This window comes from Saccharothrix lopnurensis, assembly GCF_042658445.1.
Taxonomy (GTDB): Bacteria; Actinomycetota; Actinomycetes; order Mycobacteriales; family Pseudonocardiaceae; genus Actinosynnema; species Actinosynnema lopnurensis.
On the sequence record NZ_JBHSQO010000007.1, the window covers coordinates 33,395 to 54,477 of the forward strand.

Consider the following 21,083-nt stretch of genomic DNA (forward strand, 5'->3'; position numbering starts at 1 on the left):
ACGCGAGGTCCGAACGTACGACTCGCGCAACCCGAACGTAGAACTCACCCGTCCCGAACGTTCGACACGACGGGCCCGAACGTTCGACTCGCGCACGCCTTCACAAGACGCCGACGAGACCGGTTGCACGACGGGACCGGGGCGCGCAGTCTCCAACTGTGGGGTGCTCGTGGTCTCCCGTATGGCCTGGGCGCAGCCCTACCGCGCTTGTCCAGGGGGTGTCGCACGCTTTTCGCGACACCCCCTGGACAAGGGTGGTTGCCTCAGGCAGGCCATACGGGAGACCACGAGCCGAGCCCCTCCCCCGGCGGCCTGCCCAGCGGCGAGCGACAGCCCGTGAACACCCCAAAAACCAAAACCAAGAACTACGCCAAAGACGCCAGAGCGGCGTGGACCATCACGCGCACCCCCACCATCAACGCCCGCTCGTCCAGGTCGAACATCGGCTGGTGCAGGTCCCGCTGCTTCCCCACCCCGTCCCACACACCGAGCCGCGCGAACGACCCCGGCACGTGCTCCAGGTACCACCCGAAGTCCTCGCCACCGGACGACTGCTCCGTCCCCGCCAGCGCGTCCTCGCCCAGCGCCGCCTCGATCCCGGCCCGCAGCAGCATCGTGCTCTCGCGGTCGTTGACCACCGGGGGCACCCCCCGCCGGTGGTGCAGGTCGAAGCCGACCCCGGTGGGCGCCAGCAGCGCACCCACCAACTCCTTGATCAACGGCTCCAGCTCGGCCCAGATGTCCCGGTCACCGGTCCGCAGGGTCCCGCGCAGCACGCCGTCCTGGGGCACCGCGTTGGGCGCCTCCCCCGCGTGCACCGCGCCCCACACCAGCACCGTCCCCGACCTCGGGTCCACCCGCCGCGACAGCAGGCCCGGCAGGCCGGTGATGACCGTGCCCAGCGCGTGCACCAGGTCGGCCGTCAGGTGTGGCCGGGAGGTGTGGCCGCCCGGCGAGGTCAGGCGCAGCTCCAGCATGTCCGAGGCGGACGTGATGGCCCCGATCCTGGTGCCGAGCCGGCCGACCTCCAGGCGCGGGTCGCAGTGCAGGCCGAAGATGCGCTCCACGCCGTCCAGGCCGCCCGCCGCGAGCACGTCCAGCGCGCCGCCGGGCATGACCTCCTCGGCGGGCTGGAACACCAGCCGCACCCGGCCGGGCAGCTCGGTCGCCGACGCCAGGGCCAGCGCCGCGCCCAGCAGCACCGCGGTGTGCGCGTCGTGGCCGCAGGCGTGCGACGCACCCTCCACCGTGGACGCGTGGGGCAGGCCGGTGTGCTCCGTCAGCGGCAGCGCGTCGATGTCCGCGCGCAGCGCCACGCACCGCGGCCCACTGCCGACGTCGCAGATCAGACCGGTGCCACCCGGCATGATGCGTGGCTTGAGCCCCACCGAGCGGAGGATCTGCTCGATCATCGCGGTGGTGTTGTGCTCCTTGCGCGACAGCTCGGGGTGCGCGTGGATGTGCCGGCGCCAGGCGACGACCTCTCCGGCGTTGGCCGCCAGCCAGTCGTCCAGCCACGAGGGGCCGCGCCCCTCCCCGGGATCATCCACAGGGGCAATGCTGACCCCCCGTTCGGTCAACAGCACGTCGGCACCCTCTTCCGGAAGACGCGAATCAAGGACCGTCATGCGGCGCCCGCCAGGAGACGTGCGCGCTGCTCGGGGTCGAGCGCGGTGGAGATTGTCGTCCAGGCGAGGGCAAGGGCCCCGTCGAGCACCGCCCGGTCGGCCGAAGCCGAGGCGCAGGCGGTCGCGAACTCGATTTGGTGGTTCACCGCGTCTCCGCAGTCGATGGCGATGGTCGGGTGGATGGCCGGCAGCGCACGGGTGACGTTGCCCATGTCGGTGCTGCCGATCTTCTCCTTGAGCTCCTCCTCGGGGCTCAACGGACGACGCCCCAGCTCGACGGCGGCACGCCGGTAGGCGCCCGCGAGCCAGGGGTCGGGGGTCAGCTCGGCGTACACCGGGGAGACCTTGACGACCTCGTGGGTGCAGCCGGTGGCCAGCGCGCCGGCCTCGAAGCAGCGGTTGATGCGCTCCTCCAGCCGGCGCAGGGAGTCCAGGTCGTCGGCCCTCAGGTCGAACATCGCCGAGGTGCGGGCCGGGATCACGTTGGGCACGGCACCACCCCTGGTGACGATGCCGCTGACCATCTGGCCCGGTTCCAACTGCTGGCGGGCCAGGCCGATGGCGACCTGGGCGACGGTGATCGCGTCCGCCGCGTTCACGCCCAGGTGGGGCGCCGCGGCGGCGTGCGAGGGCTTGCCGGTGTAGTGGACCTCGACGTCGGTGATGGCCAGCGAGCGCGCGGCCACCGCCTCGTACGGGGCGGGGTGCACCATCATCGAGAACGCCACGTCGTCGAACACGCCGCGTTCGAGCATCAGCACCTTGCCGCCGCCGACCTCCTCGGCGGGCGTGCCGATCACCTTGACGGTGAGCCCCAGGTCATCGGCCAGGTCGCGCAGCGCGAGGGCCGCGCCGGTGGACGCGGCGGCGATGACGTTGTGCCCGCACGCGTGGCCGACCTCGGGCAGCGCGTCGTACTCCGCGCACAGGCCGAGCACCAGCTCGCCGGAGCCGAACGAGGCGGTGAACGCCGTGTCCAGGTCCGCCACCCCGCGCTCGACCTCGAAGCCCTCGGCGGCGAGCAGGTCGGCCACCTTGGCCGCGCTGCGGTGCTCGGCGAACGCCTGCTCGGGCTCTGAGTGGATGCTGCGCGAGAGCGCGATCAGCGCATCCGAGTACCGCTCGATGGCCGAGCGCGTGCTCATCTTGAAGTCGGTACCCATTTCGCGTCCATCCTGCATCACGGCCCGGTAGGCGCGACGCCCCTCGCGTTGATCAACCGGCAACCGGTCGCACGGGTGCGCCGAGCGGTGCGCGGAGTTCGGTCAGACCGATCAAGCCCGATCGAGTCTGCCCGTACTCCGACGGGGTGAGGACGGATTCCGGCGGACGGAGGAGACTCCGTCACGTTTCAGGACTTGCGCCCCGCCCTCCACTTGGTCCAGCGCTTCTTGTTCCGCCAGTAAACGAGGCCGAACAGCAGCAGCGCGATACCTCCGAGCCACAACTTCTTGCGCGTCTCGGGGTTCGCCGGGGCGGGTTCCTGGGGTGCGTTGATGTCCGGACCCGGCCCGACCGTGCTCCCGGGCTGGAGGGTCTCGTTGCCGGGCGCGGGCGCGTCCGTCGGCTGCGCGGCGTACCCCGCCGGCGAGGACGGCACCGAGGCCGCTGTGCCCGACACGGTGAGAGCCCCGGCGAGCACGAGCAGGCACACCGCGAGCACAGAACGCCACATGGTCACCTAGCCTAGTCACCGCTTCTCCCGGTTACCACTGTCAGTGGTCAGCCAAACCGGTGAGCACTCACGTCGCGTGTGCGCCGGCGGTACCGGTGATCCCGTTGAACGCGGCCAGGATGCGCTCGGCGGCCAGCGTCGCGGTCAGTTCGCCGTCCCGCACCTGCCGCTCGACCTCGGGCACCAGGGCGCGCACCGCGGGCGCCGAGCGCAGCCCGGTCAGCAGCAGGTCGTTGACCATCGCCCAGGTCCACTCGACCTGCTGGCGCCGCCGCCGCCCGTCCCGCTCGCCCGCCGCCTCCAGGGCCTCGCGGTGCTTGACGACCTGCTCCCACACCGCGTCCAGCCCGGCCCCGGTCAGCCCGCTGCACGTCAGCACGGGCGGGTGCCAGACCGCGTCCGCCGGGCGCAGCAGCCGCAGCGCGCCGGCCAGCTCGCGGGCGGCCTTGCGGGCGTCCAGCTCGTGCGGCCCGTCGGCCTTGTTGACCGCGATGACGTCGGCCAGCTCCAGCACGCCCTTCTTGATGCCCTGGAGCTGGTCGCCGGTGCGCGCCAGGGTCAGGAACAGCGAGCAGTCGGTCATGTTCGCCACCGCGACCTCGGACTGCCCCACGCCGACGGTCTCGACCAGCACCACGTCGTGTCCCGCGGCCTCGACCAGCACGATCGTCTCGCGGGTGGCCCTGGCCACGCCGCCGAGCGTGCCGGAGGTCGGCGACGGCCTGATGAACGCCGCCGGGTCCACCGCCAGCCGCGCCATCCGGGTCTTGTCGCCCAGGATCGAGCCGCCGGTGCGGGTGGACGACGGGTCGACGGCCAGCACCGCCACCCGGTGGCCGGCCGCGGTCAGCATCGAGCCGAACGCGTCGATGAAGGTGGACTTGCCCACGCCGGGCACGCCGGTGATGCCGACGCGGTGCGCGCCGCCCGACCGGGGCAGCAGCTCGACCAGCAGCTCCTGCGCGGCGGCCCGGTGGTCCGGGCGGGTGGACTCGACCAGGGTGATCGCCCGCGCCAGGGTGCCGCGGTCCCCGGCGAGCACGCCCTCGGCGTACGCGCCGACGTCGACCTGCCTAGCCATGCGCCGGCTGCCCCGGCGCTTCCCGCCCGTCCCGCGCACCGGACCCGGCCCGCGAACCCGACCCGTCCCCGGCCGACCCGCGATCCACCGACTCCTGATCCACCGACCCGCCGACCAGCTCGTGCCCCAGCTCCGCGGCGAGCTTCCGCAGCAGGTCACCGGCCGCGTCCGCGATCACCGTGCCGGGCGGGAAGATCGCCGCCGCGCCGGCCTCGCGCAGCGCGTCGAAGTCCTGGGGCGGGATCACGCCGCCGACCACGATCATGATGTCCTCGCGGCCCGCCTCGGCCAGCGCGGCGCGCAGCGCGGGCACCAGCGTGAGGTGCCCGGCGGCCAGCGACGACACCCCGACGATGTGCACGTCGGCCTCCACGGCCTGGCGGGCGACCTCGTCCGGGGTCTGGAACAGCGGGCCGACGTCCACGTCGAAGCCCAGGTCCGCGAACGCGGTCGCGATCACCTTCTGGCCGCGGTCGTGCCCGTCCTGGCCCATCTTGGCGACCAGGATGCGCGGCCGGCGGCCCTCCTCCTCGGCGAACCGCTCGACGAGCTCGCGGGTCTCGTCCACGTTGGACACAGCGCCGGACTCCTGCCGGTAGACGCCGGTGATGGTGCGGATCTGCGCGGAGTGCCGACCCCACACCCGGCCCAGCGCCTCGGAGATCTCGCCGACGGTCGCCTTGGCGCGGGCGGCCTCGACGGCCAGCTCCAGCAGGTTCCCCCCGCCCCCGGCCGCGCCGGTCAGCGCGTGCAGCGCGCGGTCCACGGCGGACTGGTCGCGTTCGGACCTCAGCCGCTCCAGCTTCGCCAGCTGCTGGGCCCGCACGCCCGCGTTGTCGACCTTGAGCACGTCGATCCGCTCGTCGACCGCGACCTGGTACTTGTTCACGCCGATCACCGGCTGCCGCCCGGAGTCGATGCGCGCCTGCGTGCGCGCGGCGGCCTCCTCGATGCGCAGCTTCGGGATGCCCTCGTCGATGGCGCGCGCCATGCCGCCCGCCGACTCGACCTCGGTGATGTGCGCCCACGCGCGGCGCGCCAGGTCGTGGGTGAGCCGCTCCACGAACGCGCTGCCGCCCCACGGGTCGATCACCCGGGTGGTGCCGGACTCCTGCTGGAGCAGCAGCTGGGTGTTGCGGGCGATGCGCGCGGAGAAGTCCGTGGGCAGCGCCAGTGCCTCGTCCAGCGCGTTGGTGTGCAGCGACTGGGTGTGCCCCTGGGTCGCGGCCATCGCCTCCACGCACGTGCGGGCCACGTTGTTGAACACGTCCTGCGCGGTCAGCGACCAGCCGGAGGTCTGGCAGTGCGTGCGCAGCGACAGCGACTTCGGGTTGCCCGCGCCGAAGCCCTTGACCAGCTTCGCCCACAGCAGCCGGGCCGCGCGCATCTTCGCGACCTCCATGAAGAAGTTCATGCCGATCGCCCAGAAGAACGACAGGCGCGGCGCGAACGCGTCCACGTCCAGGCCCGCGTCCCGGCCCGCGCGCAGGTACTCGACGCCGTCGGCCAGCGTGTACGCCAGCTCCAGGTCGGCGGTCGCGCCCGCCTCCTGCATGTGGTAGCCGGAGATCGAGATGGAGTTGAACTTCGGCATCCGCCGCGAGGTGAACGCGAAGATGTCGGAGATGATCCGCATGGACGGCTGCGGCGGGTAGATGTAGGTGTTGCGGACCATGAACTCCTTGAGGATGTCGTTCTGGATGGTCCCCGCGAGCTGCTCCGGCTTCACCCCCTGCTCCTCGGCCGCGACCACGTAGAGCGCCAGGACCGGCAGCACCGCGCCGTTCATGGTCATCGACACGCTCATCCGGTCCAGCGGGATGCCGTCGAACAGCCGGCGCATGTCGTAGATCGAGTCGATCGCCACGCCCGCCATGCCGACGTCGCCCGCCACGCGCGGGTGGTCCGAGTCGTAGCCGCGGTGCGTGGCCAGGTCGAACGCCACCGACAGGCCCTTCTGGCCCGCGGCCAGGTTGCGCCGGTAGAAGGCGTTGGACTCCTCGGCGGTGGAGAACCCGGCGTACTGCCGGATGGTCCACGGCTGGTTGACGTACATGGTCGGGTACGGGCCCCGCAGGAACGGCGCGGCGCCCGGGTAGGTGCCCAGGAAGTCCAGGCCCTCGGTGTCCGCGTCGGTGTAGACGGGCTTGACCCCGATGCCCTCCGGCGTCTCCCGCACCAGCGCGTCCGCGCCCTTGCCGGTCGCCTCCTGGAGCGCGGCGTGCCACTGGTCCGCGCCGGCCGGGGTGGGCTCGCCCAGCTCGACCTCGGCGAAGTTCGGGATCATCGCGGCACCCCCAGGAAGTCGAACGTACGCTCCAGGACGTCCAGGGCGCGGCAGCCGGCGAACACGTGCTCGTCGACCTCCGCCGTCGAGTCCCGGCCCGCGAGCAGGACGCGTTCCGCGCCGGCCTCGCGGAGTGCCCGCGCGACGGGCGCGGCCAGCTCGGCGTAGCTCTTGTCGCTGCCGCACAGGCAGGCGATGCGGGCGCCACTGGCGCGGAACCGCTCCACCACCTCGTCGACGGTGCCCGTGGGGCCCGCGTCGGTCGTCTCGATGCCGCCCGCCCGGAACAGGTTCGCGGCGAAGGAGGCGCGCGCGGTGTGCGCGGCGACCGGGCCGAGCGTGGCCAGGAAGACCCGGGGCCGCTCGGGGCTCGCGTCGGCGGCGTCGCGCAGCGCCTCGTACGCCTGCGCGTACCGCACGCGCGGCAGGCCGCCGCCGGGCTCCTCGGGCGCCGGCGGCCGCACCACCGGACGCTCGTCCACGTCGGGGAACTCGCTGACGCCGGTGATGGCGTCGGTGCGGTCGGCCAGGTTGGCGCGGCGCTTCTCCCAGGTGGTCGCGATCCGGTCCGCGACCAGGCCGAACGCCGCCGGCAGCCCGCCCGCGGCCTCGATCTCCCGGAACCAGGACCACGCGGCGCGGGCCAGTTCGTCGGTGAGGTTCTCCACGTACCAGGAGCCGCCCGCCGGGTCGATCACGCCCGCCAGCCTCGACTCCTCCAGCAGCAGCGACTGGGTGTTGCGGGCGATGCGGCGGGAGAAGTCGTCGGACAGGCCGATGGCGGCGTCGAACGGCAGCACGGTCACCGCGTCCGCGCCGCCCAGGCCCGCGCCGAAGCAGGCCACGGTGGTGCGCAGCATGTTCACCCACGGGTCGCGGCGGGTCATCATCGCGGGCGAGGTGACCGCGTGCTGGAGCTGCGGCGCGGGCTCGCCGACGACCTCGGTGACCCGCGCCCACAGGCGCCGGGCGGCGCGGAACTTGGCGATGGTGAGGAACTGGTCGGCGGTGGCCGCGTAGCGGAACTCCAGCAGCCGCACGGCCTCGGCGGCGCTCAGCCCGGCCCCGGTCAGCTGCCGCAGGTAGGCCACGCCGGCGGCCAGCGAGGCGCCCAGCTCCTCGGCGTCGCTGCCGCCCGCCTCGTGGAACGGCAGCCCGTCCACCACGACCAGGCGCAGGTCGGGGAACGCCCGCGCCTTCGGCAGCAGGTCCGCGAGGGCCCCGAAGTCGGCGGGCTGCCCGGTGCGGGCCTGCACGCCCAGCGGGTCCGCGCCGACGTTGCCCCGCACCTCGCTCGGCAGCACCGGCCGCTGGTCCCACAGGCGCAGCACGGCGCGCCCGGCGGCGAGGAAGTCCGCGCCCGCGTCGACCACCACGGGCGCGAGGTCCAGGTAGACGTCGGCCAGCAGGTCGTCGTAGGAGGCCGGGTCCAGGCCCTTCAGCCACAGCGACGTGACGCCGTTCTCCAGGTCGGCCATGACCGCCTCGCGGTCCGCGACCCGGTGCTGCTGGCGCACGTCCCAGCCGTCCACCGCGCCCTGCGGCCGGCCGGCCCGGGTGAACGGGGCCAGGCCGGGGAACCCGGCGGCCGGGGCGCGGTCGTCGGCGGTGTAGAGCGGCCGCACGTCGATGCCGTCGTAAGTGGTGGTGATGAGCGACCCGAAGTCCGCGCCCGACCTGTCCAGCACGCCCCGGACGAGGCCCAGCCACTGGTCGCGGTCGATCGCGGGGAACTCCGCGGCCAGCGCCAACTCGCCTGACGGCTCCATCATGCTCCGCAGTGTTACTCAACAGTAGGGTCACGGCTATGTGAGGTCCGCCGCCGTGAACGATGCAGATGGCAGTCTTTCACGCTGATGGACGATGGTGCAGTGGAGAGCGCGGGCGGCGGGGGTATCTCAGGGGTTACCCCAGAAGAAATGACCGGGGACGGTTTGGCAACCCCTGGTGACGCCTCAGGGGGTGGCGGACGGCCGGGTGACGGCCGTCCCGGTGGTGGCCACCCCGGCGGCGGTCGCCTCATCGCGGGCCGTTACCGGCTCGAACACGTGCTGGGGCGCGGTTCGATGGGCACGGTGTGGGCGGCGCACGACGAGGTGCTGCGCCGGGACGTGGCGGTCAAGGAGATCCTGCTGCCGCCCGGCGCGCCCGACGGCGAGGCGACCGTGCTGCGCGAGCGCACCCTCCGGGAGGCGCGCTCGGCCGCGGCGCTGGCGCACCCGAACCTGGTCACGCTGCACGACGTGGCGCAGGTCGACGGCGACCCGTACGTGGTGATGGAGCTGGTGCCGTCCTCGTCGTTGGCGGAGGTCGTGCGGCAGCGCGGGCCGCTGACCGACGAGCAGGGCGCGGTGGTGGCGGACGCGGTGGCCGCGGCGCTGGAGGCGGCCCACCGGGCGGGCATCACGCACCGCGACGTCAAGCCGGGCAACGTCCTGGTCGCCGACGACGGGCGGGTGAAGCTGACCGACTTCGGCATCGCCCGCAACGTCGCCGAGGCCACCCTGACCAGTCGCGGGATCATGCTCGGCACGCCCGCGTTCATCGCGCCCGAGGTCGCGGCGGGCGAGGAGGTGTCCTCGGCCGCCGACCAGTGGTCGCTGGGCGCGACGCTGTTCACCGCGATGACCGGCAGCCGGCCGTACGAGGGCGCGAACGTGCTCCAGACGATCAACCAGGTCGTGCACGGCGAGGTCCCGTCGGCCTCGGTGTGCGGCGCGCTGGAACCCGTCGTGGCGGGGCTGATGGTGCGCGACCCGGCGGCCCGGATGCCGCTGGCCGAGGTCCGCCGCCTGGTGCGGCCCCTGCTGCCCGAACCGGGCGTCGACGTGTTCCCGGTCGACGCGCCCAGCAGACCGGTGGTGAGGGTCGAGCGCCCGCCCCTGGTCGCCCCGGACACCCCGCTGGCCGCCGACCCGGGCCCGCTGCCGTTCCTGCGGACCGGCGCCGCCCCGTTACCGCCGGCGCCGGTCCCCCGGTGGCGCCGCGCGGCCGTCGCCCTGGCCGCGCTGGTGCTGTTCGCCGTCGCCGGCGTCGGCGGGTTCGCCCTGACCAGGACGGTCGCCGGCGCACCGCTCACCCCGCCACCCGCGGCCCACGACGCCCCGCCGCTGCCGTCGCTGACCGGCACCCCGTCCCTGAACCCCACGACGGCCTCCGCCGCCACGGCGAACGGCGAGCAGGGGGCGGAGTTCACCATCTCGGTCGGGGCCGGGTGGACCGGCTTCCTGGAGCAGCGGGCCAACCGGGGGCTGGTGCCGAGCACGGTGGTGCACCTGGTCGACCCGACCGGGGCGTACGAGGTGGCGGTGCAGCGGTTCCCGGACTACCACCCGCGGCGCTCGGTCGAGGACTACGTGGAGATGGTGCGGTCGCGGTGGGACGGGGACCGGTACTTCGGGGAGGTCGTGGAGCCCGCCGAGGTGGGGGGTGGCTGGGAGGACGCGGTCCGGTACAGCTACCGGACGGCGGAGCGGGCGGCCGACGTGGACGGTGAGGGAGGTCCCGACCTGCGGCGGACGCGGTACTCGCTGGTGCTGCCGCAGGAGGCCGACCTGTGGGTGGTGGAGGTCGTGGTGCCCACGGAGCAGGAGGAGACGGGGCGGCAGCTGTTCGACACGATCGCGCCCACGTTCACGGTGGCGGGTTAGCGGTTCCGCGCCTCGCGGCCTTGTCCAGCAGGCCACGCTCCATCACCCTTGGTCGAACGCCGCACCGAACTGCTCCACCCACTCAGCTTCACCGACCGGGCCACCACCCAGGCCGCAGATCCGCGGTCACGACAGCATGGGCGACCCCTCCGGACGACTATTAGGCTCCCCGCCGTGACCGCCATCAGTGAGAGCACCACCCCCGAGGCCCTGGCCACCGACGCCGCGCGGGCCCTGGCCGAGCGCACCGGGGTGGACAGGCACGACATCGCCGTGGTCCTCGGCTCGGGTTGGCGCCCGGCCGCCGACCTGATCGGGGAGCCCGCCGCCGAGGTGGCCGTGGCCGAGCTGCCCGGTTTCGAGGCGCCCACCGCGGTCGGGCACGGCGGCACGATCCGCTCGGTGCCCATCGGCGGCAAGAACGTGCTGGTCGTGCTCGGTCGCACGCACGGCTACGAGGGCAAGGGCGTGGCCAAGGTCGTGCACGCCGTGCGCACCGCCGCCGCGGCCGGGGTCGGGACCGTGGTGCTCACCAACGCCGCCGGCGGCCTGCGGCAGGGCATGGCGGTCGGCCGGCCCGTGCTGATCAGCGACCACCTCAACCTCACCGCGTCGTCGCCGCTGGTCGGCGCCCGCTTCGTGGACCTCACCGACCTGTACTCGCCGCGGCTGCGCGACCTGGCCCGGCAGATCGACCCGTCGCTGGAGGAGGGCGTCTACGCGGGCCTGCCCGGACCGCACTTCGAGACCCCCGCCGAGATCCGGATGCTGCGCACCCTGGGCGCCGACCTGGTGGGCATGTCGACCGTGCTGGAGGCCATCGCGGCCCGCGCCGAGGGCGTCGAGGTGTTCGGGTTGTCGCTGGTCACGAACCTGGCCGCGGGCATCACCGGCGAACCGCTCAACCACCAGGAGGTGCTGGAGGCGGGCCAGGCCGCGGCGAGCCGGATGGGCGAGCTGCTGCGCGAGCTGGTGACCCGCGCATGAGCCTGTCCCCGGCGCTGCGCGACGCGGCGTTCCGCTGGATCGCCGACGACCCCGACCCCGACACCCGGACCGAGCTCCAGGGCGTGCTGGCCAGGGCCATGGCCGGTGACGCGGCGGCCGGCGAGGACCTGGCCGACCGGATGGCCGGGCCGCTGGCCTTCGGCACCGCCGGGTTGCGCGGTCCCGTGCGGGCCGGGCCCAACGGCATGAACCGGGCCGTGGTCACCCGCACCACGGCCGGGCTCGCCGCGTGGCTCAAGGCGAACGACCGGGTCGGCACGGTGTTCGTCGGCCGGGACGCGCGGCACGGGTCGGAGGCGTTCGCGGCGGCGGGGGCCGGGGTGCTGGCCGCCGAGGGGTTCACCGTGCGGGTGCTCCCCGGACCGCTGCCGACGCCGGTGCTGGCGTTCCTGGTGCGCACGCGGAACGCGGTCGCCGGGGTGCAGATCACCGCCTCGCACAACCCGCCCGCGGACAACGGCTACAAGCTGTACCTGGAGGGCGGCGGGCAGATCGTGCCGCCCGCCGACCGGGAGATCGAGGCGGCGATCCGGGCGGTGCCCGCGGCCGTGTCGGTGCCGCTGTCCGACGAGCACGAGACCGTGCCCGACGCGGAGGTCGACGGCTACCTGGAGCGGGTCGCGTCGCTGCCGCGCGGTGTGGCGCGGGACCTGCGGGTCGTGCTGACCCCCATGCACGGCGTGGGCGGCGCGACGGCCGTGGAGGCGTTGCGGCGGGCCGGGTTCACCGACGTGCGGGTGGTGCGGGAGCAGGCCGTGCCGGACCCGGACTTCCCGACCGTGGCGTTCCCGAACCCGGAGGAGCCGGGCGCGGCGGACCGGTTGCTGGAGCTGGCCGCGGCGGCGGACGCGGACCTGGCGATCGCGCTGGACCCGGACGCCGACCGGTGCGCGCTGGGCGTGCGCGGGCGCGACGGGTCGTGGCGGATGCTGCGCGGCGACGAGACGGGCGTGCTGCTGGGCTCGCTGGTGCTGTCCACCTCGGACGCCCCGGACCCGCTGGTCGCCACCACGATCGTGTCGTCGTCGCTGCTCAGGTCGATCGCGGCGGCGCACGGCGCCCGGTACGCGGAGACGTTGACCGGGTTCAAGTGGCTGGTGCGCGCCGGCGAGGGGCTGGTGTTCGCCTACGAGGAGGCGCTGGGCACCTGCGTCGACCCCGGGTACGTCAACGACAAGGACGGCATCTCGGCGGCCGTGGTGGCGTGCGACCTGGCGGCCGGGCTGAAGGCGACCGGCCGCGACCTGCTCGACGCGCTGGACCAGCTGGCCGTGGACCACGGGCTGCACCTGACCGACCAGGTGTCGCTGCGGTTCACCGACCTGAGCCGGATCGGGGAGCTGATGGCGCGGCTGCGGGCCGAACCGCCCGCCGGCTTCGCGTTCGAGGACCTGCTGCCGGAAGCCGACGTCGTGCGGCTGACCGGGTCGGGGGTGCGGGTGGTCGTGCGGCCGTCCGGCACCGAGCCGAAGCTGAAGGCGTACCTGGAGGTCGTCGAACCGGTGTCCGGCGACCTGTCCGCGGCCCGCTCACGAGCCGCGGACAGGCTGGCCGAACTCCGCGCTCAGGTCTCCGGGCTGCTCACCCTCACACCGCGATAGCGAGCAGCAGGCACAGCACGGCGACGACGAGCGCACCGCCCGCCACCATGTACGGCCGCTTGGTCGGCGGGCTCACCGGGTTGCGGCGGTACTCGGTGAACGCGGCCACCGAGATGCGGCCCGAGATGTAGCTGACCGAGCACAGCGCCACGCCGGTGGCCAGGATCATCGTGTTGACGTCCCACGGGCTGTGGTCGACCCCCGGCCACAGCGAGATGAAGACGAGCGGCAGACCGATGAGGCCGACGCTGATACCTACCCCCGCGCCCCAGGTGATCCGCCGGTTCCGGTCCATGGTGGCGATGCTGCGAGTGTCCATGACTCCCTCCTGGTCACCATTAAAGACGCGTGGGGGGTCGGCCGGTTCCCCGGGGCCCGGCTATTGATCTTGGGGTTGCGGTCGGGGGTGCGGCTCGCGCGGTGTGCGGTGCCGCTGACCGGCGGGTTTGCCGGGCGGAGCGCGCCGGGGGCGGAATTGCCCGGGTGGGGTTCACCGGCGATGGGTTCGCCCGGGTGGGGTTGGCCGGCGTGGGGTTGCCGGCGTCGGGTTTGCGGTGAGGCCGGGATGTCGGCAGGCTCGCGTGACGTGCCCCGCCTGCTGATCGTGCACCACACGCCGTCGCCCGCCACCCACGAGCTGTTCGAGGCGGTGCTGGAGGGCGCGTCGGACCCCGAGCTCGCGGAGGTCGAGGTGGTGCGCCGCCCGGCGCTGGGCGCGACAGCCTCCGACGTGCTGGAGGCCGACGGCTACCTGCTCGGCACGCCCGCCAACATCGGGTACATCAGCGGCGCGCTCAAGCACTTCTTCGACACCGTCTACTACCCGTGCCTGGACGCCACGCGCGGGCGGCCGTTCGGCGCGTACGTGCACGGCAACCAGGGCGCCGAGGGCGCGGTGAAGGCGATCCGCGACATCACCGCCGGCCTGCGGTGGCGCCCGGTCGCCGACACCCTCGTGCTCACCGGGGCTCCCGACGCCGCCACGGTGCTGCGGTGCCGGGAGCTGGGCGCCACGGTCGCCGCCACGCTCCTGTGACGCGGCCCGCCGCGCCCTACCGGCCGATCAACCGCATCGTGTCGGCGTTGTAGCGGGTGCCGGCGACCGCGTCCGCGGGCACGGCCGCGGCGATGCGCTCCAACTGCTCCCCGGTCAACCGGATGTCCGCCGCGGCGGCGTTCTCCTCCAGGTACTTCACCCGCTTGGTGCCCGGGATCGGCACCGCGCCCTGGTGGTGCACCCAGGCGAGGGCGATCTGGCCGGCCGTCACGTCGTGCTCCCGGGCCACCTCGCGCAGGGACTCCACGAGGGCGAGGTTGCGGGCCAGGTTCTCCTCGCTGAACCGCGGCATGTGGGTGCGGCGCACGTCGCCGGCCGCGAAGTCGTCCGGCGAGGTGTAGCGGCCGGTCAGGAAGCCGCGCCCCAGCGGGGAGTAGGCGACGACGCCGATGCCCAGCTCGCGGCAGGTCGGCGCGACCTCGTCCTCGATGTCCCGCGACCACAGCGACCACTCGGTCTGCACCGCCGCGATCGGGTGCACGGCGTGGGCCCGGCGGATCGTGGCCGCGCCCGCCTCGGACAGGCCGATGTGCCGGACCTTGCCCTCCCGGACCAGCTCGGCCATCGCGCCCACGGTGTCCTCGATCGGCACGTTCGGGTCGACGCGGTGCTGGTAGTACAGGTCGATGTGGTCGGTGCCCAACCGGCGCAGCGACGCCTCGGCCGCCTGCCTGACGTACTCCGGGTCGCCCCGCAGACCCCACTCGCTGCCCGGTTCGCGGACCACGGCGAACTTCGTGGCGAGCACGACCTCGTCCCGGCGGCCCGCGACGGCCCGGCCGATCAGCTCCTCGTTGGTGAACGGGCCGTACATGTCGGCGGTGTCGAGGAAGGTCACGCCCAGGTCCAGGGCGCGGTGGAGGGTGGCGGTCGACCCGGCCTCGTCGCCGGGGCCGTAGAACTCGCTCATCCCCATGCAGCCCAGGCCCTGGGCGCTGACCTCCAGCGAGCCCAAACGACGTTTCTCCACGGTGTCGGTCCTCCCCTTTCGCGCGAGCTTCGCGAGCCCCACTGTGCAGGGCTCGCGAGGTGCGGCCAACGTCGTCGGCGCTACTCGGTCAACTACCGGTTCGAGAGCTTCAGCATCTCCGGCGTGTAGCGCTCCCCGGAGACGGTCGGCGCGGCGTCCTCGATGGCGCGGAGGTCCTCGGGCGACAGCACCAGGTCGGCCGCGGCGACGTTCTCCTCCAGGTACTTCACCCGCTTGGTGCCGGGGATCGGGACCACGTCGTCGCCCTGGTGGTGCACCCAGGCCAGCGCCAACTGGCCCGCCGTGACGCCGCGCCGGTCCGCGAGTGCCCGCAGCGCGTCGACGATGGCGGTGTTGCGGGCGAAGTTCTCCCCCGAGAACCGGGGCAGGCCGCGCCGCACGTCGTCGGCGTCGAGGTCGTCCACCGAGGTCACGCGGCCGGTCAGGAAACCGCGCCCCAGCGGCGAGAACGGCACCAGGCCGATGCCCAGTTCGCGGCAGGTCGGCAGGACCTCGGCCTCGATGTCGCGCGTCCACAGCGACCACTCGCTCTGGAGGGCGGTGATCGGGTGGACGGCGTGGGCGCGCCGGATCGTGGCCGCGCCCGCCTCGGACAGGCCCAGGTAGCGGACCTTGCCCTCCCGGACCAGCTCGGCCATCGCGCCCACGGTCTCCTCGATCGGGACCTCCGGGTCGACGCGGTGCTGGTAGTACAGGTCGATGTGGTCGGTGCCCAGCCGGCGCAGCGACGCCTCGGCCGCCTGCCTGACGTAGGCGGCGTCGCCGCGCGGGCGCCGGTCGGGGTCGCCGAGGGCGAACTTCGTGGCGAGGACGACCCGGTCCCGGCGGTCCGCGATCGCCCGGCCGACCAGCTCCTCGTTGGCGCCCGCGCCGTAGACGTCGGCGGTGTCGAGGAGGGTGACGCCCAGGTCCAGGGCGCGGTGGACGGTGGCGGTGGACTCGGTCTCGTCGCCGGCGCCGTAGGACTGGCTCATGCCCATGCAGCCGAGTCCCTGCCTGCCGACCCGGAGTTCTCCCAGCTGGGTCACGCGGTGATCCCTTCCACGAAGGTGCTCTCGATCTGCTCGTAGTGCGTGATCTTGTACTCCAGCACGTCGAGGCAGGTCTGGAGTTCGGCGATGCGCTCGCGCACCGAGGCGCGGTGCTCGTACAGCATCTGCTTGCGACGGCCGGCCGTGGCGTCACCGCGGTGCCTGAGCTGCGCGTACTCGCGCATCATGCGGATGGGCATACCGGTGGTGCGCAGGCGGGTGAGGAAGATCAACCAGCCGAGGTCTTCCTCGCTGTAGGTGCGCCGCCCGCCTGAGTCCCGGGCCGGCGGGTCGACCAGACCGATGCGTTCGTAGTAGCGCAGCGTGTCGATGGACAACCCGCTGCGCTCGGCCGCCTGGGCGATCGAGTAAGTCACGGTGTCGACCGTAGGAGCTGGAGTGCACTCCAGGTCAACCCGGTTCAGCCACCCGGCACGCCCGGTCACCCCCGCACGACCTCGTGGACAGGCCGGCGCGGCGGCGTGCGGAGTGGCACGTGCGCGGGAGGAGGGGGAGAGCAGGGCGGGGTGGAGGAGCGCGAGGTGGAGGAGCGCGAGGCGGACGAGCGCAGGGACGGACGAGCGCAGGGGCGGGTGCGGGTGGAATCGCTCCCACAGGTGAGGCCGGACAACGGTTCCGGCGGTCGGCAACCGCCGGGTCGATCAACCTCGGACGCGGAACGGCTCGAACACCGGCCTGCCCGGTTCCGACCCGCTCGCGCACCAGCCGGCTCGGAAGCCAAGCGCTCAGGTACCGGCAAGCTCAGACGACGACCGTCTCAGGCACCGGCCAACCCAGGCGGCAACCAACTCAGGCAGCGGCCAACCCAGGCGGCGACCGTCTCAGGCAGCGGCCAGCTCAAGCGGCAACCGACTCAAGCACCAGCTACCCAGGCACCGGCCACCCCAGGCACCAGCCCATCGCGGCGTCAACCAGCGCTTCCGTCCCCCAAAGCTCGCGTGCCCACGCCTGGCCCTACCCGCGCGGCTACTCCCCCCTCGGTTTGGGCATACCCCACGCCTCCAGGTGCGCCGCCATCCCCGGCACGTCGATCTGCTCCCTGCCCAGTGCCCGCACCAGGTCCAGGGCCTCGTCCTCGTCGGCGTCGATCCACCAGCCGTTGATGTCGCACAAGGTCACCGCCGCCACCCAGCCCAGTCGCCAGTTGCCCTCGGCAAGCGGGCGTGTGCGCACGATCGAGTCGAGCAGGGCGGAGGCTTTCAGCCAGAGCGTGTCGTACGCCTCGACCCCCAACACTGTCGCCCGGGGGCGGTGGGCTGCGGAGTCGAGGAGACCTAAATCGCGCACGACCAGGTCCCCGCCGGTCACGGCGGTCGCCAGCACGAGCAAGTCGCCGGCGTCGAGGTAGTTGACCACTGCTTGACGCGCTCCCTGTCCCGAAGGGAGGGGGCCGTGGTGCGACCTCACCGCATCAGGGCAGCATCTGCCGCCACTACCCACCCCCTCAGGTCCGTGTCGCCTCCCCGCCTGAGCGGCGGCGAGGATGGTGTCGGCCGCGTTGTGCACCGAAGTGCAACCTGAACGCGACCCGATCTTCAACGGCGCACCATACCGGTGCACCGGTGATCGCCGTGGACGTTCGCAGGCGTGGCGGGGCGGCAAACGGGAGTGGGGGTCGTTGAGCTGCATGGATTGATCGTATCGAACATGTGTTCGAACGAGGAGGGCGCAAGGGGCGGTACCACCCGAACGTGTGTGCGGGTGCGGGAAACCGCAACGATTCAGGCCGAGCCGAGCCGGTCCAGCAGCCCCCGGTACTTGGGGAGCACGCGCCCGAGCACCTCGGACAGCTGCTCCTCCTTCTGGAGGCGGGCCCAGCGCTCGGCCAGCGCCAGGCGCACGACCTCCTGCTTGGAGCGCCCTTCGGCCGCGGCGAGCTCGTCGAGCCGCCGGTTCTCCTCGTCACTCAGACGCAGGGTCATAGCCATGGGAAATGACGGTACCAACTTGATACCACGTTGACCAGACCAAGTTTTATAACGTTGTTTTGATAAGATCGGGCCGTGCCGCGACCGAAAACCCACGACGACGCGCTCCGCGTCCGCCTGCTCCACCGCGCGGGCGAGCTGCTGTCCGCGGAGGGTCCGGGCGCTTTGAGCTTGCGCAGGCTCGCAGCGGATGTCAACACCTCCACCACGGCCGTGTACTCGCTGTTCGGGGGCAAGTCGGCCCTGCTGAACGCCCTGTACGACGAGGCGTTCCGCCGTTTCGGTGAACGGATCGCGGAGGTCCCCGAGACCGAGGACCCGGTGGAGGACATCGTCCGGATGGGCCTGGTCTACCGGGAGAGCGCGCTCGCCGACCCGCAGTTCTACCTGGTGATGTTCGGCAGGGCCGTGCCGAGCTTCGAACCCGCCGAGGAGAGCCGGGAGGCCGCCCGCCGGACGTTCCTACCGGTCGTGCGCAACGTCGGCCGCGCGGTGCGGGCGGGCCTGTTCGCCGAGGTGCCGCACGAGGACGCCGCGCTGGCGCTGTGGGGCCTGGCGCACGGGCTGGTGAGCCTGGAGATCAACGGCAACCTGCCGCCCGGCGTCGAGGTCGCCCCGATGTACGAACGAGCCGTCCGCGCACAGGCGGACGGCTGGCGCGGGCGAAGCCGGGACAGGTAAGGCCGCAGCGGGCGAGACCAGGACAGGCGCAGATGGAGGTGGGGCCCGGGGAGGCGGCCGCCGCGAAACCTCCCCGGGCCCCGGTGGACTGCCCTTGTCAGGACAGTCCGCTGGTGAGCGCCTTGATCAGCTCGCCGTCGGCGGTGTCACCGTCGAGCGACCAGATCATCGCGCCGCCGAGGCGCCGCTCCGCCACGTAGCGGCCCTTGCGCTTCATCTCGGTGGGGTCGTCCCAGGTCCAGAACGTGGTGCCGTCGAACAGCCAGGCGTGCCCGGCCCTGGTGTCGCGGTGCACCGTGAAGTTGCCCAGCTGCGCCTTGAGGATGCGGTAGTCCTCGTAACCGGCCTCGTAGGTGGCCGGCGCGGGCCCGGTCGCGTCCTGGAACAGGCCGTTGCCGGCGTTGGTCACGCCGGTCCAGCCGCGGCTGTAGAACGGCACGCCCAGCACGACCTTGTTCTTCGGCGCGCCGTTCTTCAGGTAGTGGTCGACGGTGACCTGCGAGCTGAACGGCAGCGGCGCCGGGTCGCCCGCGGGGGTGCGGAGCGCGGACTGCTGGTTGGTCTGCGGGTCCCACGCGCCGTGGAAGTCGTAGCCCTGGAGGGTCCCGAAGGTCAGCAGCCCGAACACGCGCGCGACCTCGAAGCCCCGGTCGATCTGCCGCGGGTCGGCGGGCAGGAACGCGGTCAGGTCGTACGCCTTGCCGGTGCGCCAGGTCATCCTGCCCAGCTGCTTGCGGTACTCGACCAGCAGCGCGGTGAAGTTCCGCCTGTCCTCGGGCCGCACGACGTTGCCGGGCGCGGCCTCGGAGGAGGGCCACTCCCAGTCGAGGTCGATGCCGTCGAAGACGCCGGCCGCCGCGCCGGGTGCGGCGTCGGGCAGGTTGCCCTTGAGCCACATGTCGAGGCACGACGCCACGTGCGCGGCGCGCGACTCGGGCGTGAGGGCCGCGTTGGAGAAGTACTTCGAGCCGGTCCAGCCGCCGAGGGAGATGTTGATGCGCAGCTTGGGGTACTTGGCCTTGAGCTGCTTGAGCTGGTTGAGGTTGCCCGACAGCGGCTGGCCCGCCACGTCGGCCTTGCCGTTGACGCTCTGCTCGGCGGTGAACGGGCGCTGGTAGTCGGCCCACGGGTCGGAGCTGACGCACTTGCCGGACTCGTCGAGGAAGCCGAAGGCGTAGTTCAGGTGGGTGAGCCTGGGCGCGGTGCCGTTCGTGACCAGGTTCTTGACCAGGAAGTTGCGGTCGTAGCCGCTCCACTGGGTGTAGTACCCGACGGTGCGCGTCTTGGTGTGACCGTGCCCGCGGTCGTTGTCGTGAGCGGTGGCGTGCGGGGCCAGGGACGCGGTGATCGCGGTGGCCAGGAGTGCGGGGAGCACCCATCTCCTGCTCGTCATGCTTCTCCTCGCGGGGTGCGGCGACGTCACTTCCTTGTGGTCCAGACCACGATAGGGATGAGGTCTAGACCATTGCTACGCCCAAAAGGCCCAATCCGCGCACGCCGAACAGCTCTGCCCGACAGTGCAAGAGTTTGCATGTGCGCATCGAGGTACCACCGCGCTAGCGTCGGTGCTCAAGTTTGAACGGCGATTCACCAGGGGGAACCTTGAGCATCTTGGTCACCGGCGCGACCGGCACCATCGGCGGCGCCGTGGTCCGACAACTGGCGAACGACGGGGTGCCGGTCAAGGCGCTGACCCGCAACCCCGACCGGGCCGACCCGCCGAGCGGCGTGGAGGTGGTGGCGGGCGACCTGACCAGGCCCGACGAGCTGCCGCTCACCGGCGTGACCGCGGTCTTCCTGGTCGCCGTGCCGGGGGTGGGTGACCCGGCCGCGCACATGGCGGCGTTCCTGGAGCACGCGCACGACCTGCGGAAAGCGGTGTTCCTGTCCAGCAGCGCGGTCACGTTCGAGCGGCCGGGCAGCTACGAGGAGCACCAGGACGTGGAGCGGGTGATCGAGCAGTCGGGCGTGGCGTGGACGCACGTCCGGCCGGGCGAGTTCATGAGCAACAAGCTGATCTGGGCGCGGGGCGTCAAGGCCGACGACGTGGTGCGGGCGCCGTTCCCGGACGCGGTCGGCGCGCCCGTGCACGAGGCCGACGTGGCGGAGGTCGTCGTGCACGCCCTGCTGCGCGAGGGGCACGACGGCGAGGCGTACACGCTCAGCGGGCCGGAGGCGCTGACGCACCGGCAGCAGGCCGAGGCGTTCGCGCGGGGGCTCGGGCGGCCGATCGGCTTCGAGCGGCTGACCTACGGGCAGGCGCGGGCGGCGCTGATCCGCGACGAGGGGCTGCCGTGGGACGTCGCCGAGTACCTGATGGGGTACATGGCGCAGCACGCCGAGGAGCCGGCCGTCGTCACGCCGGACTTCGAGCGGGTCACCGGCGGGCGTGGCCGGACCCTGGCCCGGTGGGTCGCCGACCACGCCGCCGAACTGACCTGAGG

General features: G+C 73.0%; 19 protein-coding genes. 6 read left to right on the top strand and 13 right to left on the bottom strand.

Annotated features, from left to right (window positions below):
• Positions 1 to 365 precede the first annotated feature (365 nt).
• From ACFP3R_RS09430 to ACFP3R_RS09455, 6 genes are all read right to left on the bottom strand, one after another.
• Positions 366 to 1,628: an amidohydrolase gene (locus ACFP3R_RS09430; RefSeq protein ID WP_380634724.1), complete on the bottom strand. Its 1,263-nt coding sequence runs from the start codon at positions 1,626 to 1,628 to the stop codon at positions 366 to 368.
• Positions 1,625 to 2,791 carry a M20 family metallopeptidase gene (locus ACFP3R_RS09435; RefSeq protein WP_380634725.1) on the bottom strand — a complete coding sequence of 389 codons (1,167 nt, stop codon included), beginning with the start codon at positions 2,789 to 2,791 and terminating at the stop codon, positions 1,625 to 1,627. The genes ACFP3R_RS09430 and ACFP3R_RS09435 overlap by 4 nt, the downstream gene beginning before the upstream one ends.
• Positions 2,792 to 2,979: 188 nt before the next feature.
• Entirely contained in the window at positions 2,980 to 3,303 is a 324-nt protein-coding gene (locus tag ACFP3R_RS09440; protein WP_380634726.1) for a hypothetical protein, read from the bottom strand.
• A 67-nt stretch (positions 3,304 to 3,370) separates the two neighbouring features.
• Positions 3,371 to 4,384, bottom strand: coding sequence for a methylmalonyl Co-A mutase-associated GTPase MeaB (meaB, locus tag ACFP3R_RS09445; protein ID WP_380634728.1), 1,014 nt, complete (start codon positions 4,382 to 4,384; stop codon positions 3,371 to 3,373).
• Positions 4,377 to 6,671, bottom strand: a complete 2,295-nt coding sequence (gene scpA, locus ACFP3R_RS09450) for a methylmalonyl-CoA mutase (protein WP_380634729.1) — start codon at positions 6,669 to 6,671, stop codon at positions 4,377 to 4,379. The genes meaB and scpA overlap by 8 nt, the downstream gene beginning before the upstream one ends.
• Positions 6,668 to 8,443, bottom strand: a complete 1,776-nt coding sequence (locus tag ACFP3R_RS09455; protein WP_380634731.1) for a methylmalonyl-CoA mutase family protein — start codon at positions 8,441 to 8,443, stop codon at positions 6,668 to 6,670. The genes scpA and ACFP3R_RS09455 overlap by 4 nt, the downstream gene beginning before the upstream one ends.
• A 249-nt stretch (positions 8,444 to 8,692) precedes the next feature.
• Between ACFP3R_RS09455 and ACFP3R_RS09460 the strand changes: the two genes are divergently transcribed.
• The 3 genes from ACFP3R_RS09460 to ACFP3R_RS09470 all read left to right on the top strand — a co-directional run bounded on the left by ACFP3R_RS09460 (position 8,693) and on the right by ACFP3R_RS09470 (position 12,930).
• Positions 8,693 to 10,321, top strand: a complete 1,629-nt coding sequence (locus ACFP3R_RS09460) for a serine/threonine-protein kinase (RefSeq protein WP_380634973.1) — start codon at positions 8,693 to 8,695, stop codon at positions 10,319 to 10,321.
• 174 nt (positions 10,322 to 10,495) lie between these two features.
• Positions 10,496 to 11,308, top strand: a complete 813-nt coding sequence (locus ACFP3R_RS09465) for a purine-nucleoside phosphorylase (protein ID WP_380634732.1) — start codon at positions 10,496 to 10,498, stop codon at positions 11,306 to 11,308.
• The gene (locus tag ACFP3R_RS09470; RefSeq protein WP_380634734.1) at positions 11,305 to 12,930 is read left to right on the top strand and encodes a phospho-sugar mutase; all 1,626 of its coding nucleotides are present in this window, start codon (positions 11,305 to 11,307) and stop codon (positions 12,928 to 12,930) included. The genes ACFP3R_RS09465 and ACFP3R_RS09470 overlap by 4 nt, the downstream gene beginning before the upstream one ends.
• Here ACFP3R_RS09470 and ACFP3R_RS09475 read toward each other — a convergent pair.
• Positions 12,917 to 13,249, bottom strand: a complete 333-nt coding sequence (locus ACFP3R_RS09475) for a hypothetical protein (protein WP_380634735.1) — start codon at positions 13,247 to 13,249, stop codon at positions 12,917 to 12,919. The two genes, ACFP3R_RS09470 and ACFP3R_RS09475, sit on opposite strands and share 14 nt — an antisense overlap.
• Positions 13,250 to 13,516: 267 nt before the next feature.
• Here ACFP3R_RS09475 and ACFP3R_RS09480 point away from each other — a divergent pair, with 267 nt between their 5' ends.
• A complete protein-coding gene (locus ACFP3R_RS09480) occupies positions 13,517 to 13,966 on the top strand; it encodes a flavodoxin family protein (protein WP_380634736.1) in 450 nt (149 codons plus the stop codon).
• A 16-nt stretch (positions 13,967 to 13,982) separates the two neighbouring features.
• Here ACFP3R_RS09480 and ACFP3R_RS09485 read toward each other — a convergent pair whose 3' ends face one another.
• The 5 genes from ACFP3R_RS09485 to ACFP3R_RS09505 form a co-directional block, all read right to left on the bottom strand.
• Positions 13,983 to 14,903, bottom strand: coding sequence for an aldo/keto reductase (locus ACFP3R_RS09485; protein ID WP_380634975.1), 921 nt, complete (start codon positions 14,901 to 14,903; stop codon positions 13,983 to 13,985).
• A gap of 146 nt (positions 14,904 to 15,049) precedes the next feature.
• Positions 15,050 to 15,958, bottom strand: coding sequence for an aldo/keto reductase (locus ACFP3R_RS09490; protein WP_380634976.1), 909 nt, complete (start codon positions 15,956 to 15,958; stop codon positions 15,050 to 15,052).
• Positions 15,959 to 16,002: 44 nt separating this feature from the next.
• On the bottom strand, positions 16,003 to 16,386 hold the full coding sequence (locus ACFP3R_RS09495) for a MerR family transcriptional regulator (RefSeq protein ID WP_380634738.1): 384 nt from the start codon (positions 16,384 to 16,386) through the stop codon (positions 16,003 to 16,005).
• Positions 16,387 to 16,996: 610 nt separating this feature from the next.
• Entirely contained in the window at positions 16,997 to 17,386 is a 390-nt protein-coding gene (locus ACFP3R_RS09500; protein WP_380634740.1) for a type II toxin-antitoxin system death-on-curing family toxin, read from the bottom strand.
• A gap of 365 nt (positions 17,387 to 17,751) precedes the next feature.
• On the bottom strand, positions 17,752 to 17,952 hold the full coding sequence (locus tag ACFP3R_RS09505; RefSeq protein WP_233824133.1) for a type II toxin-antitoxin system VapB family antitoxin: 201 nt from the start codon (positions 17,950 to 17,952) through the stop codon (positions 17,752 to 17,754).
• Between the two features lie 81 nt (positions 17,953 to 18,033).
• On the opposite strand from ACFP3R_RS09505, the gene ACFP3R_RS09510 reads away from it, so the two are divergent.
• Positions 18,034 to 18,639 (top strand): TetR/AcrR family transcriptional regulator, encoded by a 606-nt coding sequence (locus ACFP3R_RS09510; RefSeq protein ID WP_380634741.1) that lies wholly within the window; start codon positions 18,034 to 18,036, stop codon positions 18,637 to 18,639.
• A gap of 97 nt (positions 18,640 to 18,736) precedes the next feature.
• Here ACFP3R_RS09510 and ACFP3R_RS09515 read toward each other — a convergent pair whose 3' ends face one another.
• Positions 18,737 to 20,032, bottom strand: coding sequence for a glycoside hydrolase family 18 protein (locus ACFP3R_RS09515; protein WP_380634743.1), 1,296 nt, complete (start codon positions 20,030 to 20,032; stop codon positions 18,737 to 18,739).
• A gap of 209 nt (positions 20,033 to 20,241) precedes the next feature.
• On the opposite strand from ACFP3R_RS09515, the gene ACFP3R_RS09520 reads away from it, so the two are divergent.
• Positions 20,242 to 21,081, top strand: coding sequence for an NAD(P)H-binding protein (locus tag ACFP3R_RS09520; RefSeq protein ID WP_380634745.1), 840 nt, complete (start codon positions 20,242 to 20,244; stop codon positions 21,079 to 21,081).
• The last annotated feature ends 2 nt before the right edge of the window (positions 21,082 to 21,083 follow it).

Bases quoted from the DNA above. Each gene is read 5' to 3' on its own strand.
- ACFP3R_RS09430 (WP_380634724.1), bottom strand. From the start codon at position 1,628: ATGACGGTCCTTGATTCGCGTCTTCCGGAAGAGGGTGCCGACGTGCTG.
- ACFP3R_RS09435 (WP_380634725.1), bottom strand. From the start codon at position 2,791: ATGGGTACCGACTTCAAGATGAGCACGCGCTCGGCCATCGAGCGGTAC.
- ACFP3R_RS09440 (WP_380634726.1), bottom strand. From the start codon at position 3,303: ATGTGGCGTTCTGTGCTCGCGGTGTGCCTGCTCGTGCTCGCCGGGGCT.
- meaB (WP_380634728.1), bottom strand. From the start codon at position 4,384: ATGGCTAGGCAGGTCGACGTCGGCGCGTACGCCGAGGGCGTGCTCGCC.
- scpA (WP_380634729.1), bottom strand. From the start codon at position 6,671: ATGATCCCGAACTTCGCCGAGGTCGAGCTGGGCGAGCCCACCCCGGCC.
- ACFP3R_RS09455 (WP_380634731.1), bottom strand. From the start codon at position 8,443: ATGATGGAGCCGTCAGGCGAGTTGGCGCTGGCCGCGGAGTTCCCCGCG.
- ACFP3R_RS09470 (WP_380634734.1), top strand. From the start codon at position 11,305: ATGAGCCTGTCCCCGGCGCTGCGCGACGCGGCGTTCCGCTGGATCGCC.
- ACFP3R_RS09475 (WP_380634735.1), bottom strand. From the start codon at position 13,249: ATGGACACTCGCAGCATCGCCACCATGGACCGGAACCGGCGGATCACC.
- ACFP3R_RS09485 (WP_380634975.1), bottom strand. From the start codon at position 14,903: ATGGGGATGAGCGAGTTCTACGGCCCCGGCGACGAGGCCGGGTCGACC.
- ACFP3R_RS09490 (WP_380634976.1), bottom strand. From the start codon at position 15,958: ATGGGCATGAGCCAGTCCTACGGCGCCGGCGACGAGACCGAGTCCACC.
- ACFP3R_RS09505 (WP_233824133.1), bottom strand. From the start codon at position 17,952: ATGACCCTGCGTCTGAGTGACGAGGAGAACCGGCGGCTCGACGAGCTC.
- ACFP3R_RS09515 (WP_380634743.1), bottom strand. From the start codon at position 20,032: ATGACGAGCAGGAGATGGGTGCTCCCCGCACTCCTGGCCACCGCGATC.